Below are 16,808 nucleotides of genomic sequence, written 5' to 3' on the forward strand. Positions count from 1 at the left end.
CTCATTATATTTTATTTGATTTAACTTATAATTAAAATATAAATTTAATATATAAAGAAGTTTTTATTTTCTTACCATAAATATGATTGATTAATAAGGTGTTATTTTTTTCCAGAAATCAATTATATTTTTGTGATTAGAACTAACCCAATAATTTAAATCATCTTGAGAGGAAAACTGATGATAGATAAACAACTTTATTCTCCTGAAATAAACTGTCCCTCATGGGCACCCAATGATGCCCCTCTATTTATCATATTTGGACAATCCGCCGGATAACCGCTGGGCGCCTGAGCGTGATCCCTGCGATGTGGAATCGCTCTATCCCCGTGCAATCAGAACGTTGCGCATGGCAATCGAATCATTGCACAAACTGGGTAAAAACCCTCGCATCTTGGCTGTCCATTGGAATCAGTGGGAAGCAGAAACTGAGAGTTTATTGGCAGCACAGGCATCAGAGCAGAATTTTACCCACATCATTACCGGTATCAGCGATGCCTTGGGTTCTTGTCGTATACCGTGGAGATTGTATTACCCACTTTCGGTTGCGTTTGATTCCATCAACACCAATTATGTGCTTGAGGCAATCAACAATGTTATCGCTGATGCGCCCCAATACCGGACACTGATTGATACGAGGAATTCTCCTGACTTTACCGGAATAGCCCCCCAGTTTGGTGTCTTTTTGCCTGATAATATACATTATGCGGGCAAAGCTCAGACATGGTTTGCCCAACAGGAATGGGAGCTTATTTTATCTGGTTATAAAGGGGTTAAACTCCCATAGGATTAATCACCTGGATATATCGAGATGGTGACTGATGTTGCCATCTATTGTCTTGGCAGAGAATATTTTCGGGCAGGAATACAAGAATATATACCCAATGGATTTCAAGATGAATCGCGACGACAAGGGAGTTAATCCCCGGGAGCATAGAGAACAATGTGACCGGGGTGAGTGAGTGCAGCCAACAAAGAGGCAACTTGAAAGATAACGGGTATATTTCGATCTCGCGCTTTTTTGCTCCTAAATTTTCATAAAAATATGCACGATACGTTAAAGGAGACACGATTAATTTGGATGGGATAACCTTGAGATGCAATAGACAATCTGATTTTTTGTTAAGTTGGTATAATGTATTTTTAATGTTTGCTGTTTTTATGCTTTGCTCAGGCCGCAATCTTTTACAAGAGATTTTTCCCATGATATAAACTTGGTTAAACGATTAAATGGAGTCAGTGAAACATTTAATGGACGTAAAAAACGATGAATAAATCAGACATGACAATCACGACTTCCAGGTGTATGGGGTCTTTGATTTACATGGAAAATATTTGTCGATTCTATCGTGTGAGGGAACAATATTACCCTGTGCTTGATAAAGTATCACTGACTATAATGCGTGGGCAAAGTTGTGCTATTCTCGGTGCTTCCGGCTCGGGTAAAAGTACTTTACTTAATATCTTAGGTTTACTGGATCAGCCAACTTCTGGATATTTTAAGTTTAATGGCGTTAATGTAACAAAAGTAACTTCTGATGAGCGGGCGAAAATAAGAAATCAGGAAATAGGCTTCGTATTCCAGAGTTTTAATTTACTTCCTAGAATGCAGGCATTGGATAATGTGGCACTGCCATTGTTATATCGTGGATATTCACGTTCGCTAGCTCGGAAGGAAGCGCAATACCAGCTTGAATTGGTTGGCCTGGCTAATCGTATTCATTATCGTCCGGCAGATCTTTCCGGTGGACAACGGCAGCGCGTTGCTATCGCCCGAGCTTTGGTTGGCAAGCCTTCTCTCATTTTGGCTGATGAACCAACAGGCAATCTCGATAGTGTTACGGCACGCGATATCATGACACTTCTTCTGTCATTAAACGATGAGCAGGGCGTTACGCTCGTCATGGTTACACACGATGGGGAAATAGCTAAAAATATGCAACGCTGTTTGTATGTTAATGATGGGCGAATTTCCGAAACTAATCTGTCGGATATTTGATGTTTAGTATGAGTTCTGGTCGCCACGGCCTTTCTCTCGCGCAAGCCCTGCGTGAGTCGTTGGATAGTCTGCGTCTTCTGGGAAGGCGATCTCTGCTTGCTTTGCTTGGCATTGCAGTTGGGTGTGCTTCGGTTATTGCACTTTTGAACATCGGTTATAATGCCGCTAATGAAGCTATTAGCACTTTTAAAAGCATGGGAAGCAATATTTTGGTTGCCCATTTTAGTTTTATTCCCGGCGTTGATGTTAAACCTGCACCATCTACATTGGATGTTCAAGCATTGACTCGTACATTACCTACTATCGCATATGCTGCACCCATTACATTACATTCAACTCATGTTCGTTTTCAGGGGCGAGGCATCGATACGAATATTACAGGGACATCCCCTGATCTGGTTAAAGTGCTTAATTTACAAATTGAGCAGGGGCGTTTTTTATCGGGCTATGATCGTCAGACGACTTATACCGTAGTGGGTGCAAATATAGCGAAGCAGTCGAAGATTCAGGTAGGCAGCCAACTGCAAATTGGGGATTATCTGTTTGAAGTTATAGGAATTCTCGCTGTTCAGGGGGCGAATCCTTTACTTCCTGTCCCTATTGACGATTCTGTGATATTGCCTATTGAAGGAATGAGACGGTTGCGGCCTGCTCCGGAGATTGGCAGCATCATTGCCAAAACACATGACACAACAACGTTAAACAGTGACGCTACATTATTACGTAACTACCTTATCTCACTATCAAAAGGTCGTAATGTCGAAGTTCAAATCCCGCAACAATTGCTTGATGGGTTGACGCGTCAGACTAAGACATTCTCTTATTTACTTGCTGGTTTAGGGGGTATTTCGTTGTTGGTGGGCGGTGTAGGTGTTATGAACGTCATGTTGATGAATGTCTCGGAACGCAGGCGTGAAATTGGTGTACGTATGGCTTTGGGGGCCAGACCCATTGATATCGGTGTGCTTTTTATGTTGGAGGCTGCCACCCTGGCAATCGCCGGTGCAATAGTTGGTTCATTGTTAGGAGTGGCTGTCGGGTACTTGTTCGTAAAATTTTCTGGCTGGGTATTCACGTTATCCCCATTTTCTGTGCCGCTGGGTATTGTCAGTTCATTAGTGATTGGTCTGTTTTTTGGCATTAATCCCGCGTTGGCTGCTGCTAAGCTACAACCTATAGAGGCACTGCGTGATGATTAGCCAAATTTTTCTACGTATTATGGGGGCCATCATTGGATTGGTAGTAGTCTTGTCTGTAAAGCCGGTTTTTGCGGAGCAGTTGGTTCCGTCACAGGCGACTATGTCTGTAACAAGTACAATGTCTGCAACAACGACAATTTCTCTTACTCAGCAGACTATTGATATAACGCTCGGTGATGCGATCTATTTGGGATTACGAAATAATCGTTCTATTCGTAGTGCCTATTTAGATCGCATTGCGCAGAAATTTGATTTGCGGGTTGCTGAGGATCGTTTTACGCCTAAGTTATTGCTTAATAGTCGTTATGCCATTGCGAGTAATCAAAGTGATCGTTACCAGCAGAGTGAGATTATGCCTACATCTACAATGCTTGGAGAATATGGTACTCGATTCAGCTTGTCATGGACGAGTCGAACGACATGGGCAAACAATGCTGGCCGTAATCGTAACGATGGCGTTTCCTTCTCTGTCATTCAGCCTTTGCTGAGAGGTGCTGGTAAGGATGTGGCTACAGCACCGGTACGTCTTGCCCAAATGATGGAGCAGATAAATCGTTTGAACCTGAAAGCGACGGTATCCCAGACGATCACACAGGTTATTATGGCTTATCGTGAGTTGCTGCGTGCGCAAGAACAATTGCAAATTGCGCGCGCTGCTCTGGAACGGTCGCGCCAACTGCTGGAAGTTAACAAAGCCATGATTGATGCGGGTAGAATGGCAGCCTTTGAAATTGTCCAGACTGAGGCTGATGTTGCTATGCAGGAATTGGCTGCTGAGGAAGCAGGCCATCAACTGGATACCAGTCGCTTAGAGTTACTACGTTTACTTGCTTTGGACTTACAAACACAAGTAAAGGCAACTGACAAATTGGAGGCTAAACGCATAGATATCAATCTCCTCCAGGCACAATATTTGGCACAAGAACATCAACCCTCATACCTTACCCAATTGATTAGTGCAGAACAGGCGGCGATAAACCTGATAGTTGCTCGTAATGAGCGATTATGGGATGTTTCTTTGGTCGGTAGGGCCAGTCAGGTACGTGATCGAACAGGCTCAAATAGCTCCCGCAGTTGGGAAAATTATGCGGGTGTCCAAGTGGAGATACCTATAGGGGATTTGAGTCAGCGTCAGGCGGAAGTCCGGGCGCAGGTTGATGTTCAGAATCAGGATATCCGTCTTACTGAAGCAAAACAATCATTGGAGCGTGATGTAGGTAATGCGGTGCGCGATATTGGCACACGTTGGCGTCAATATGAGATAGCACAGCGTGCTTTGGACCTATCCCGACGTAAGCTGGAGATTGAACGTGAAAAATTGACGGTGGGTCGCTCCAGCAACTTTCAGGTATTGAGCTTTGAAACTGATTTGCGCAATGCTGAGAATGTTCGTCTTAATGCATTGATTGCTTATCTAAATGCACAAGCGAAGTTGGATGAAACATTGGGTACCACTCTAGGGAGTTGGGATATTGCACTTAATGACTAAAATCAGGGCACTTGCTCGTTGTAGATATAAAATTCATTGGCTCGTGGTATTCGCTGTGACTCTGGTTGCCGGGGCAACTATTGCCTATGTTTTCTCTTCTGCTTCAACCAATACATCATTACCAGAGCAATGGGTTCGCGTTGAACCTCAATTATTAGAAAATCATCTTGGGTTAGTTGGCCGTATTCAGGCCGCTACCAGTTTGACTATTACTGCGCCGTTCGATGGAGTTATCGCCGAAGTGGTCGTGATAGAAGGTCAGCGAGTTAAGCGTGGACAATCATTATTGAGCATTGATACTGCACAACTGGATATTCAGTTGCGACAGGCACTTACAGAATTGCTGAAAGCCCAGCGAGCCGTACAGGATTTAGCGGATTGGAAGAACAGTCAGGATGTTGCCAGAGCACGCAGGACTTTAACCAACGCTCAGCTAAACCTGAACGATACTGAACGTAAATTAGCTGATACTCGCGTTTTGTTTGAACGAGGCATCGTTGCTCGTATGGAAGTTGATGCACTGAAACAGCAAGTTAAAGTTCAACGGCTCGATCTTACCGCAGCTAAGGCGGAACTAAATGCTATGCTTGATAAAGGTACAGGTGAGAATCGGCAGATTGCCGATATGGAATTGGCGAATGCTCAAGCGCGTTATCAAGCGCTGCAAGCTCAGAAAGCGCAACGGGAATTGGTTTCGTCTTTTGACGGAATTGTTGTCCGTCCTCTTGTTGCTGAGTCAGATAAAACGTTATCTATTCAAAAAGGGACACGGGTAACTCAGGGAACACCGCTTTTTGGGATAATTAATTTGGAACAAATTCAGGCGGTGGCTCGCATTGAAGAGGCAGATTTACATCAATTATATGAAGGAATGCCGGTTCAGATCACAGGAGATGGTTTTGCCGGGTTGTCCTTGCAAGGGCAGATTAAGACTATTGGTGTACAGGGGAGTTCAACTGAATCGCAGGGGGTTGGTGTAACTTATGACGTGTTGGTCGAGGTTGATCCATTAACACCTGAACAACGACAGCGTATTCGTCTGAACATGAGTGCGACACTGGCTATTGTCACGTATCGCAATGAACATGGCTTAGCGGTACCAACGGATGCGTTACGTACAGGTCCTGACGGACAGGTTTTTGTCATTTATCGACGAGAGTTACGTGATCCAGTGCAACAGATTAGGGTGACGCCAGGATACGCTGTTCCTCAGGGGGTAGAGGTAAGTGGGCTAGAAGCCGGCTATGTTGAAATTCCTGTGCAATAATGATCGATTTGGCCTAATGGTGTAGCGGCGTATGGATAATCCAGTTTGGGTGTTATTATTTGCACTGAGAATTTATATATTGAAACTTATTTGTTACAACTAATTTACTTTGATATATTTACACTGTTCAAATGTAAATTCTGGGTGTTGCTACAAGTGAATGTTAATATTTGTTGGTAAGATTTAATTCTCCCATGAAATAATTCCCATTTATTTATCTCCATATTTTCCCGGTAAAAATATCTATAGATTTTATAACTGAGAATATTTTACCTCTCTGAATAAATTCTAATGAAAGTAGTCTATTATATAAATATATAAAGCAAAAATTCGCTTTATGAGGTTGGTACATATATCGTGCTCTAAGTGATTTTGTAGAAGAAAAAGTTGTATCAAGATGCAGTAAGCCATTCTAAACAACATAAGGAAAATATCTAAATGTTAGTACGTAGATCGTTGTTGGCCCTGTTTGCAACTGCTTCCTTATCTGCTGCAGGTATTGTTCATGCAGGACCAGCCGTAACAGTTACATTTAAGCATCTCGGCGCGCAGGGTAGTGCTGATGCTGTTTATACCATCGTTACTAATAATGAAGTCAGTACACAGGTAAATGCATCACCCAAGCCCAAGGCTAGCGTAAGGCAAGGCGAGTCTGATCTTTATCGGGTTCAAAGCCCGATTTCACCTGATGGAAATTATGCGATTGTGCGATATAAAATTGGAAATAAGATTTGTGTTTTTTCGACTACTTTCGTTAATACATATGTCAATGGTGTTAAAGTGCCTAAGTGGAATAAGGGGGCAACTCCGAGCGGTGGTGCCATTTGCAATGCGACCATCACTTTTACTAACTTTGTGACTTACGAATGGTCAGTTGAATTTACTATGAAGTAATAAATAATGAGTCAGTTATCTTATTAGAGATATCTGGCTCATTTTGTTTTTATTGTTTGCATTGAATTGATATTTAGTTAAATGTCAGCTGGTTATTTTTTCAGTTTCTGCTGGTTATATAATTATTAGTGATTATTATCAGGAGGTTTTTTATTTATTATAATGTTAGGTGTAAATAACACAATATATGAGATGTGTTAGCACTAAGTTAAAAATAAAAAATATACAGTAATTTAATTTATTGTTATAAATTAATGTTAAATGTTTATTTTTTTTAGTTTGATTTTCTTTAGTGTTTTATTGACGAATTAATGGTTCTACACTATTTTTAAAGTTGTAAAGTTTTTTTATTTTTTATAAGTTTATGGATTATGATGGTTTAATATGGATGTTGATAAATTAGTTGAGTTTTTTTGTGTAATATAAATTTCTATATTCGTAACTTGGTATGAACTCAATTTTATAAGGAATAATATATTATGATTGATCAAAATAATTCTAATGACATAGTTGCCCCTAATGTATCGATTTCTGATGTAACTGTGTCTTCCATTCAAATTGCTCCGGAAATAGCTAGAGACAATGTGCATGTAGTCATTATTGATGACAAAGGTGCTTCAAGGGATTTTCTGTTGGATAACTCTGACGGGGGTTATCAGGGAAATGGTAGTCTAATAACTTTGCTTCTTGCACACCTTAATTCAAAAAAGGTTACTCTTAGAACTACCGGGTATGAATATAATAAACATGGATATATCAATGGCGTATTAATTAAAGGGGATAAGGGAAGTGGCGGAAGTGGAGGAGGAAGTGGCGGATGATAGGTAAGATATTATAGGAGTGAGAATTCCTATAGAAAATATTATTTACGTTAAAGGTATTAAAAGTCTATCTTATTATGTTATTTTCTTTTCCATTTTAAACTTGGGCAGTGCTCAAGATTTATGAAAAATAACGTTTGTTGGGATAAATAGTGAATCGGAATTAATTCTAAATAAAACCCTGATGTTTAGTTTTTCAGGGTTTTTACTTCTTAATAACTGAACATACATTGAACCTTAGGAACAGTATTTTAATATTTTTGATTGGTTTTTATCTGCCCGCTGAGAGTGAAAATGATCCTAATGATTGAATAAAAAATACTGTATATTATGATTGTGAATTGTATGGAAATGTTTTTTTAAATTATATTAATTGTTTTATTCATCGTTGGTTAATAAAACTGGATGGTTTTTTTGCCATTTCATAAAATTGTTATCCGGAATCACTTATGCTGGTACATGTGGTAATTGTTCTAGAAGATTTATGGAAATCTGTTCTCCATTTCCAGGAAATAAACTGGGGCTAGCCAATGGTTGTTTGGGAAATTCTTATCTGGTTTTTACTTCATTGTAGGAGGGGGTTAGTTCAGATAGCATAAGAAAATAATGGCCAATGAATTATTGACCATTAAAGAGTGCTGCCAATAAAGTATAAGAAATCGATTATGGCTCATAACCTAAAAAGTACTTTAATTCAGGTAGGTTACCATTCTCTCTGAACTTGGCAGGTGTGGTATTAAAATGCTTCTTGAAGATTCGGGTAAATGTTGCCTGAGAGCTGAAACCATACTGTAAGGCAATATCGAGGATTGGCATATTTCCTTCACGTAGAGATTTTGCGGCCTCGTGTAAGCGCCGTTTGCGAACGTATTCACCTAAGGTACAACCTTTTACCTCTTTAAACACTCTTTGTAGGTGCCACTTTGAATAACCACTTTTGTTGGCAATAGTGTCTATTTTTATACCTTCGTTACGTTGAAGCTGAGTTTCAAGCCACCGGATAATATCGTTTACTACAATTTCTGACATTTTCACCTCCCACTAGGGTGGGCTAGTTGCTAAAATATTAGAGTCTGTTAGTTATTTTCGTAATGATAATAACATCAGTTATTAATGTGTGTATTTTAAAATAAATCGGAAATATCGGTAGGCAAAAAATGCTATTTATAGTTGATAATTATTATCATTTATAAAGATTTTCTTCACTTTAAAAATAAGTAGCATCAAATGCTCTTCATCAATTTATTTAAATTAGTATCATCTTTAATTGTTCAATTTAATGGAGGTTGTAATGCAATCGGATTTGGCCTTTTTAACTAAAAGATTGGTATTTTTCATCCTGTATGCCCTGATCTTGTCCATAGTAATAGGCTTACTTTTTATCGATGTTATCTATTTGCAGAATGCAGTGAAGGAGAACTCATTAACTGAAATTTCTCAGGAGAGTATACTGTTTGTTATTTCTGCTGTATTTCTTTGGGAAGCAAGGAAGAATAGCAAATTACGTCCTGCCTTAATTTTGATGTCTGGTTTTTTTGCCTGCTTGTTGATAAGAGAGCTGGATTCCATATTTGATGAAATATTTCATGGTGCTTGGGCGTGGATAGCCATTCCATTAGCGTTGATCTGTATTTTTTATGCTGTTCGCAGAGGTAGGAATACCTTAGCAGGGCTTGCTCATTTTGCTCGCCATCAAAGTTACGGCATGATGGTTGCGGGTATTTTATGTGTGTTGGTTTTTTCCCGTTTGTTTGGAATGGGAGAACTATGGCAAGGTTTAATGTTGGAGCAGTTTGAGCGCACAGTAAAAACTATGGCTGAAGAGGGATGCGAGCTATTGGGTTATTGTTTTTGTCTGATTTCAACTTTCTGGTATCTTCCTGATGCAATAAAGTTTCGTGAGTAGAATAAGTGAAGAAATAAGGCAGGCAAATTACCGAAATAATTTGCCTGCTAGCCTTTGCTATTATTGCCTCAGATAAATCTGAGGCTGCTGGGTTTCAGGGTGGCGGGTGATACCAAGATCTGCCTGATACCATTTCCTTAGAATCTGATCACTCAGTACATCTTCTGGCGTACCTGCTGCGACTAACTTCCCTTTATATAATAGAAATATTTTATCGGCGTAGAGAGCGGCGAGATTGAGATCATGCAGAACACAGCACATGGCTACGGGTTGTTCTCGAGTCAGTCGGTAAAGCAGACGTAGCGTATGCTGCTGGTGGTAGAGATCCAAGGCTGATGTTGGTTCATCGAGAAATAAACAACATTCTGTTGGTGTTGGATGCCAGAGCTGAGCAAGTACACGAGCCAATTGTACTCTTTGTTGTTCACCACCGGATAATTGTCGATAGTCGCGGTGGCGTAATTCTTGGCAATCTGTTTGCTCAATAACCGTATCAATTGCTATTTGTTTGTGATGATTACCATGAGGGGAGCGTCCCATAGCAATAACCTCTTCCACACTAAAGGGGAAGGAGAGTGAACTGTATTGACGCATGACAGCACGGGTTCGCGCTAACTGTTGAGCTGACCATTGCTCAATAGGTATTCCATGTAAATAACATTGCCCATATTCAGGTTTCATGTATCCCGTTAATAGCCGCAATAATGTGGATTTCCCTGCACCATTTGGTCCGATAATGGCGATAACCTCGCCTTTATTTACAGAGAGCGAAACATCATCAATTATTTTCTTATTATCAATTGAATAACTCAGATTTTTCGCCTGTAGAAAAATATTATTCTTTGTTGTATCCATTATGCGCGGTTCCCTGGCTGTTTGAGTATCAGCCATAAAAAATATGGACCGCCGATTAAACCAGTGATTAGACCAACAGGCATTTCTGCTGGGGAAACTAATATTCTTGCTAGTGTATCTGCGGTAAGCAGGAGGGAAGCTCCACCCAACGCAGCACCGGGAAGCAGCCAGTTATGATCGCCACCAAATTGCATTCTGATCAGATGCGGAATAACCAACCCGACAAATCCAATGACACCACTTAGTGCAACGGCGCTACCAATAAGTAGAGCGCTTAGCAGTAATAACTGGAATTTGGTGCTCTGGACATTAATACCAAGATAGTGAGCCTCTTCATCGCCTAATTGTAGCAGATTCAGTTTACGGGCCTGACTGAAAGTCAGAATGGTGGCTGGAATAATCAAAGAAGCAGCAATTGCCAGAGTTGGCCACTCTATTTGGCTAAGTGATCCCATCATCCATAAAGAAAATTGTCGTAATTGTTGATCATCACTGACATAGCTTAGGATACCAATTGCAGACATACAGAGCGCATTGATGGCAATACCTGCTAACAATAAACGAGCCAGATTCCCGGAGCTATATTTATTCAATGAAAAAATCAGTAATGAAATTAATATGCTGCCAATAAAGGCTGCAATAATATATCCATATACAGCAATTGCAGATGGGAGGCTAAATGGTAGAACAATGACCACGGCGACCATCAGTGCTGCACCGCTGCTAATACCTAGTAGGCTAGGATCTGCTAATGGGTTACGAAATAATCCTTGCATCACAGCACCAGAAGTCGCTAAAGCACAACCAACCAGTATTGCTAATAATACTCTTGGCAATCTGATGTTTAACCAGATTTGCCACTGAGGATCACTGATAGAGGCTTCCCACAATGTCTTAAAAGATAGTGATAACGCGCCCATATTGGCAGAGCCAATAGCTAACCCAGAGAGTAATAGACAAAGAAATGCTACCCCCAAACCGGGGGATTTCATACGACTCATTGAGCTTTCTCCGCCGCCTGTCTCAGTTGTTTCATTACTGTGGGGGTTTCGAGGCCAAAACCAAGCAGCCCCATATCATCTACGATCAAAACCTGTTTTTTCTGGCCTGCTGGGGTGTGCTTTAATCCGGGTAATTGCCAGATCTTGTCTAAACCACCCATTGATTTGATACCATCCTCAGTCACCAGTAATAAATTTGGGGCACTAGCAATAACCCCTTCCTGAGAAAGTGGGCGATAATTGTTAAAGCCTTGCATTGCATTGGTTGCGCCAATAGCACGAATCATTTTATCAGCTGCGGTTTTCTGCCCGGCAGCCATTGGCATGATACCCCCATGGCTCATTACAAACAGAATGCGGGTTGACAATTTGGTTGTTGGTATTTTTGCCAGTTCTCTTTGATATTGCTGAATCAGTTGTTCGCCGCGTTCACCTTGATTGACCGCCTTGGCGACGGTCTTAATTTTTTCAGGAATGGCTTCTAACGCTGCTTTTCCGGTTATCTGAATAACTTCTACGCCAGAATCTTGGATTTGCTTGAGAGCTAGTGAAGGCTTTGCCAGCTCACTGGTCAGAACCAGTGTCGGATGTATGGAAAGAATGCCTTCAGGGTTCAGCATTCTCATATAGCCAACATCCGGTAAGGAAAGCAGCTCTGTTGGTTTTAGGCTGGTGCTGTCTCTGGCGACAACTTTTTCACCTTCACCAAGTGCAAAAACAATTTCAGATACATCGCCACCGATAGTAACGATTCGCTCAGTGGAAAAAGCACCGAACGATACCACAAGGACAAATGTTAGAAGCCATTGTTTCATGCTACACGCTCTTCCTGTACTGGTTGCAATTTTGGCAGAGCAGCCACTTGCTCACGCCACTGAGTTTGCTCAGGAGTGCCTTCTGTGCGTTGACCAAACAATTGAGCAATTTGATTACCATTAGCATCAAATAATTCAAGGCTAGTGACGAAGCCATCAGTTGTTGGCTTGCGAGTTACCCAACTTTCAGCAATAGCACTCTCTATTAAATGTAGTGTGAAATTGCGGTTAAAGATATTAATCCATTTTTGATCTGAGTTTTCTTCCTGATATGGCATCAGCCGCTCCAGCTTACCAGTGAAGATCTGTACGCAACCCCGGTTGCCAACAAAAATCATAATTTCGTTTTGATCACCATAAGCAGTATTAATGATCTCACTCAGGGCAGAATTTTCCACTCTATAGGCCAGATCGTCCTGTACGGCATTGAAAATTTGCTGACGGCTCAAGTTATGGCGTTTAAGCATAATGAAGAATTGATGAACATCAGTCATAGCACGCCATTCTTCATCAAGCTGTGCTTTCAGTTCATTTGTTATCGCTGAATGATGAGTTTCTTCTATGGGTTTGATAACCAGTGCTGGGTTTTCTTCTGTCTGATATTTTTCGACCAAGGTTTCCCAGGCTGCCATATCAGTATTACTTGTTGCATAAACTTTATGTAGAGCATCACCTTGATGATCAAAAAACTGGATGCTGTGGCGCAGACCATTTTTTGCGGGTTCAACCAGATAAAATACACTGCTCCAATGATTAAAGAACATCCGCAAATCGAGTTCACGAGGATTTAGGATTAACCCGGCATGGTTGTTGAAACGTGTATTTTCATACCGGCCAATTTGTTCATGAACTGCAAAATCATTGCGGGTAATCGCTTTAGTTTCACCAACAACAGCTAATTCTTCCAGTAAAGTGGGGGCATCAATATCAAGGCGTTTGGCATCGATACCAACACGGCTATGCAATAATTCACCTTCACTGACATTCAGATAAGTAGCCAGATCTCGGGCATATTTGGCTTTGTTATCAGTTTTGGCTTGTAGGTAACGCTCATAAAGTGATGAATTCACAGTTTAACTCCTTAAAAATCAGTGTATTAAATTACCACTGGTAACTGACCAATAGTTTGGCATTGCGGCCATCCTGCGGGACTCCCTGTGGTGAGTAGTATTCTTTATCAAAGGCGTTACCTAGAACTGCCGTAGTGGTCACACCTTTTAACATTCCTTCTCCTTGATAACTGACATAGAAGTCATTAATCCCATAACCGGCTTGTTGTTTGGTTTGGCCTTTAAAATCAGTATGCTTGGTGAATTGACCTATCCAGCCAACAGAGAAACCAGTTTGTGCAATAGGGATATCAAGTATGCTGGTGATAGTATCCGGGTTAAGGTTATTGAGAGAATCCCCGCTTTTTTCATCTTTGCCTTCAGTGCGGTTGTAAGCCAGTTCCCAGGAGAACAGGTTGGATTCATAATTCATAGAAATATCCCACCCCCAAATCTTGGCACTGGGTACATTAGCCGATGTTGTGTTCAGGTATATTGGATCACCCGATGGTGATTTGACTATCTCGCCCGATTTTTTCTTAAGCGGATTAATAAGCTCTAACTTAATATAATCTTTAGCTTTGGTATCGAAATAGCTGGCTTTAAATTTCAGCTCATCATTCTCTGCTAACAGGTTGTCGAAACGTAGCCCAAAACCCGATTCCCATGTTGTATTACTTTCTGGGCGGAGGTTAGGATTAGGTATCCAGTCGTTATTCATTCCTGGGCCCATTGAGTAGTGTTTGGAATCGTTATACATTTCTTTCATTGTCGGCGCTCGGAAAGCCTGAGCATAAGAGGTAAACAGCATTGACCAATCAGTTGGCGTGATGCTGATAGCACCTTTGGAAGACCATTTATCTGCGCTGACATCCTTATATTTAGAATTGGTTCCTTTATAGTTGTTATAGCGAGTACCGGCGATAATAGATACTGGCAGGTCGCGTAAGGTTATTTCATCTTGTACCCAACCGGAATAAAAGCGGATATCGGCATCCGGAAAGCTGTCTGTGTTGCCCCCTGGGGTTTGTTTCTGTTGGTAAGTTTCACCACCGTAGGTAAATTGATGCGCTAATGGACTGTCTGTCCACAGGCGGGAGCGGTTTTCCAGTTTTACGCCATAGGTTTTCTGCTTGCGGCCTTCGAAACCCTTTTCTTTAGTGCGGGCATCAATAGTAACATCTGAATAATAAAGGTCAGCCTTAGCATTTAACCAATCATATTCTTTCGGATTTAGCTGGTAGCTGAGTTGTGCATCACGTTGAGTTGTTGTTCGATCAGTCCACGAGTCAGGTTCTTGATTTTTCCCGGTGAGCTTTTGTGGATTTTTAGGTTGATTAGCTTCATTGCGGTAATAGCGTAGCTGGCTGCTTAGGGACTGGTTTTCATCAATTTTCCAACGACCTTTTGCTATTAGGTTACTGATAAATTCATCATTATCAGCCGTCAAACCATTGCTATGGCGGATATTACCTGCATCACGTGTACTGAATGCAAATAAACCATCCAGAGATTCTGTCTTGCTGAAAGTCGCACCGCCAAAACCCGTGCTATGGTCACCAGTTGCACCGCGGGCAAAAACTCGGAATCCATAATCTTGACCCGCTTGCAGAAGATCGGCGGCATCTACAGTTTGATAAGCGATAACACCGCCTAAGGCTCCACTGCCGTAGAGCAGAGCTGAAGGACCGCGTACAATTTCGACTTGCTTAATTAATGCCGGGTCCAGGAACGTACCATTAATATGGCCGGTATCTGTGCCTTGGCGGATACCGTCAATCAATGTCAAAACACCCTGTGGTCCATAACCACGCAAGCTAATATCTTGTCCGTTGGCACGGTTTGTACCGGCTATATTAATGCCGGGGACTTTTCTGATGAGATCGTTGGCATTGCCGGCTGTCTGGCTTTGTGGTGATTTATTATTTATCACTGTTACCATCATGGGTGCTTCGAAACTATCCCTTTCATTACCCGTTGCATAAACTGTTATCACATCGCGGGATGATTTATCGCTTTCGGAATCGGGCGATTTTGTTGCTGCATAAACAGTCGGAATACTACTGATAATTGCCAAGCTTAGCGCTGATAATTTAAGTGTTGATTTCGTAGATTGAGACATCAGACGAATCCCCATAATAATATTTTGTGATTTATGGATATATACCCGTTATCTTTCAAGTTGCCTCTTTGTTGGCCGCACTCACTCATCCCAGTCACATAGTTAGCTATGTGACTGCCTTGCCGTCGCGATGCATCTTGAAATCTATTGGGTATAGATAGCTGCCCTGATACATGTTCTGGGTGGCTGAGTTATTTTTATTTAGTTAATACTAGTTTATCGATTTTAGTTTGGCGAAATTGGTAGAATTTTTAATCATAGATCCGCTTAGAGAATGCTAACTATTATTATATTGAGAATCATTATCGTTATATGGAGAGATGACTTCAAGTAATATTTTTAACGTTCAAGATCAATATATTAATGCAATTTATTAATGTATTGTTAGTTAGCCTTTGGTGAATCAAAAAGCTAACTTGGAAAAAGGGCTTAGAAACGAGCATTTACTGCTTTAGAAAGAATTTCAATAAGTTGTTCTGTATCTTGCCAGCTCAGGCAAGGATCTGTGATAGATTGGCCGTAATTTAGTGGTTGCCCTGGAATGATTTTTTGAGAGCCTTCAATCAGAAAGCTTTCAGCCATCACACCGACAATTGCTGTAGAACCCTCTTGAATCTGTTGACCTACTTCTTTTGCTACATCCAGTTGACGCTTATGTATTTTCTGGCAATTACCGTGACTGAAATCGACGACTAAATGTTCCGGTAAATCAAATTCACGTAGTTGATCACAAGTTGAGGCAATATCTTCGGCACTGTAATTGGGTTGTTTACCTCCACGCATAATGATGTGGCCATATGGGTTGCCTTCGGTTTGATAGATAGTCATTTGACCATGCTTATCCGGTGATAAGAATGAGTGACTGGCACTGGCTGCCCGGATGGCATCTATTGCTATTCTGGTGTTGCCATCAGTTCCGTTTTTAAAACCGATTGGACAGGAGAGTGCTGATGCCATTTCGCGATGAATCTGACTTTCAGTTGTTCTGGCGCCGACGGCTCCCCAGCTAATTAGATCAGCAATATACTGGCTGGTCAGGGTGGGATTCCACTTTGTATTTAATTTAATCAAAGATAAGTTGACTACGGAATTCCCCTGACCAAATGGCTCTTCGACGTTTAGCCGCCTGACTGTCTTTTATACTGGTATTCTGTTTAATCACATTTAATGCAATTCGGTTAAAAAGCGCCATTTGTGCAGCCCCATCAGGATCTTTGAGTGAGATAGCATCTTCTCGAAAAGTGACATCTAATACCCAATGCAGCTCGTTTTCTACCGACCAGTGCCTTCTTATTGCCTTAGCCACGATTTCCGCCTCCAACGGTAGCGAGCTGACATACCAGCGTGAATCACGATGGGGAGGCTGGCCTTTTACGCTTCGTTCACTGACG

At 41.3% G+C, this 16,808-nt stretch carries 15 protein-coding genes and 1 pseudogene; 8 read left to right on the plus strand and 8 right to left on the minus strand.

The annotated features are described in order from the left end of the window. Positions 1-235 precede the first annotated feature (235 nt). From BO26_RS05915 to BO26_RS05945, 7 genes are all read left to right on the plus strand, one after another. Positions 236-787: a hypothetical protein gene (locus tag BO26_RS05915; protein ID WP_236637349.1), complete on the plus strand. Its 552-nt coding sequence runs from the start codon at positions 236-238 to the stop codon at positions 785-787. A 480-nt stretch (positions 788-1,267) separates the two neighbouring features. Continuing rightward, a complete protein-coding gene (locus BO26_RS05920; protein WP_477707008.1) occupies positions 1,268-1,999 on the plus strand; it encodes an ABC transporter ATP-binding protein in 732 nt (243 codons plus the stop codon). Between the two features lie 8 nt (positions 2,000-2,007). After that, complete coding sequence (locus BO26_RS05925; protein ID WP_081861857.1) at positions 2,008-3,198, plus strand: ABC transporter permease; 1,191 nt, start codon at positions 2,008-2,010, stop codon at positions 3,196-3,198. Then, complete coding sequence (locus BO26_RS05930; protein ID WP_036769841.1) at positions 3,191-4,687, plus strand: TolC family protein; 1,497 nt, start codon at positions 3,191-3,193, stop codon at positions 4,685-4,687. Before BO26_RS05925 ends, BO26_RS05930 begins: the two co-directional genes overlap by 8 nt. After that, a complete protein-coding gene (locus tag BO26_RS05935) occupies positions 4,680-5,954 on the plus strand; it encodes an efflux RND transporter periplasmic adaptor subunit (protein WP_036769843.1) in 1,275 nt (424 codons plus the stop codon). The genes BO26_RS05930 and BO26_RS05935 overlap by 8 nt, the downstream gene beginning before the upstream one ends. 438 nt (positions 5,955-6,392) lie before the next feature. Then, on the plus strand, positions 6,393-6,848 hold the full coding sequence (locus BO26_RS05940) for a hypothetical protein (RefSeq protein WP_036769846.1): 456 nt from the start codon (positions 6,393-6,395) through the stop codon (positions 6,846-6,848). Between the two features lie 479 nt (positions 6,849-7,327). Further along, the gene (locus BO26_RS05945; protein ID WP_036769849.1) at positions 7,328-7,669 is read left to right on the plus strand and encodes a hypothetical protein; all 342 of its coding nucleotides are present in this window, start codon (positions 7,328-7,330) and stop codon (positions 7,667-7,669) included. Between the two features lie 663 nt (positions 7,670-8,332). On the opposite strand, the gene BO26_RS05950 is transcribed toward BO26_RS05945, so the two are convergent. Beyond that, on the minus strand, positions 8,333-8,698 hold the full coding sequence (locus BO26_RS05950) for a helix-turn-helix domain-containing protein (protein ID WP_036769852.1): 366 nt from the start codon (positions 8,696-8,698) through the stop codon (positions 8,333-8,335). 262 nt (positions 8,699-8,960) lie between these two features. Here BO26_RS05950 and BO26_RS05955 point away from each other — a divergent pair, with 262 nt between their 5' ends. Beyond that, a complete protein-coding gene (locus BO26_RS05955; protein WP_036769855.1) occupies positions 8,961-9,575 on the plus strand; it encodes a hypothetical protein in 615 nt (204 codons plus the stop codon). Positions 9,576-9,635: 60 nt separating this feature from the next. On the opposite strand, the gene BO26_RS05960 is transcribed toward BO26_RS05955, so the two are convergent. The 7 genes and pseudogenes from BO26_RS05960 to BO26_RS05990 form a co-directional block, all read right to left on the minus strand. Next, a complete protein-coding gene (locus tag BO26_RS05960; RefSeq protein ID WP_036769858.1) occupies positions 9,636-10,430 on the minus strand; it encodes a heme ABC transporter ATP-binding protein in 795 nt (264 codons plus the stop codon). Beyond that, positions 10,430-11,431, minus strand: coding sequence for a FecCD family ABC transporter permease (locus BO26_RS05965; RefSeq protein WP_036769859.1), 1,002 nt, complete (start codon positions 11,429-11,431; stop codon positions 10,430-10,432). Before BO26_RS05965 ends, BO26_RS05960 begins: the two co-directional genes overlap by 1 nt. Next, complete coding sequence (locus tag BO26_RS05970) at positions 11,428-12,246, minus strand: heme/hemin ABC transporter substrate-binding protein (protein WP_036769861.1); 819 nt, start codon at positions 12,244-12,246, stop codon at positions 11,428-11,430. The genes BO26_RS05965 and BO26_RS05970 overlap by 4 nt, the downstream gene beginning before the upstream one ends. After that, the gene (locus tag BO26_RS05975) at positions 12,243-13,316 is read right to left on the minus strand and encodes a hemin-degrading factor (RefSeq protein WP_036769863.1); all 1,074 of its coding nucleotides are present in this window, start codon (positions 13,314-13,316) and stop codon (positions 12,243-12,245) included. Before BO26_RS05975 ends, BO26_RS05970 begins: the two co-directional genes overlap by 4 nt. Positions 13,317-13,347: 31 nt before the next feature. Further along, positions 13,348-15,417: a TonB-dependent hemoglobin/transferrin/lactoferrin family receptor gene (locus BO26_RS05980; RefSeq protein WP_036769865.1), complete on the minus strand. Its 2,070-nt coding sequence runs from the start codon at positions 15,415-15,417 to the stop codon at positions 13,348-13,350. A gap of 429 nt (positions 15,418-15,846) precedes the next feature. Continuing rightward, positions 15,847-16,533 (minus strand): annotated as a pseudogene (locus BO26_RS05985) (3-deoxy-7-phosphoheptulonate synthase); the annotation flags it as partial. Next, positions 16,481-16,808: ISAs1 family transposase (locus tag BO26_RS05990; protein WP_036769866.1), on the minus strand; the 328-nt coding region annotated here is incomplete at its 5' end. The pseudogene BO26_RS05985 and the gene BO26_RS05990, both read right to left, overlap by 53 nt.

Source organism: Photorhabdus australis DSM 17609 (assembly GCF_000711895.1).
GTDB classification, from domain to species: Bacteria; Pseudomonadota; Gammaproteobacteria; order Enterobacterales; family Enterobacteriaceae; genus Photorhabdus; species Photorhabdus australis.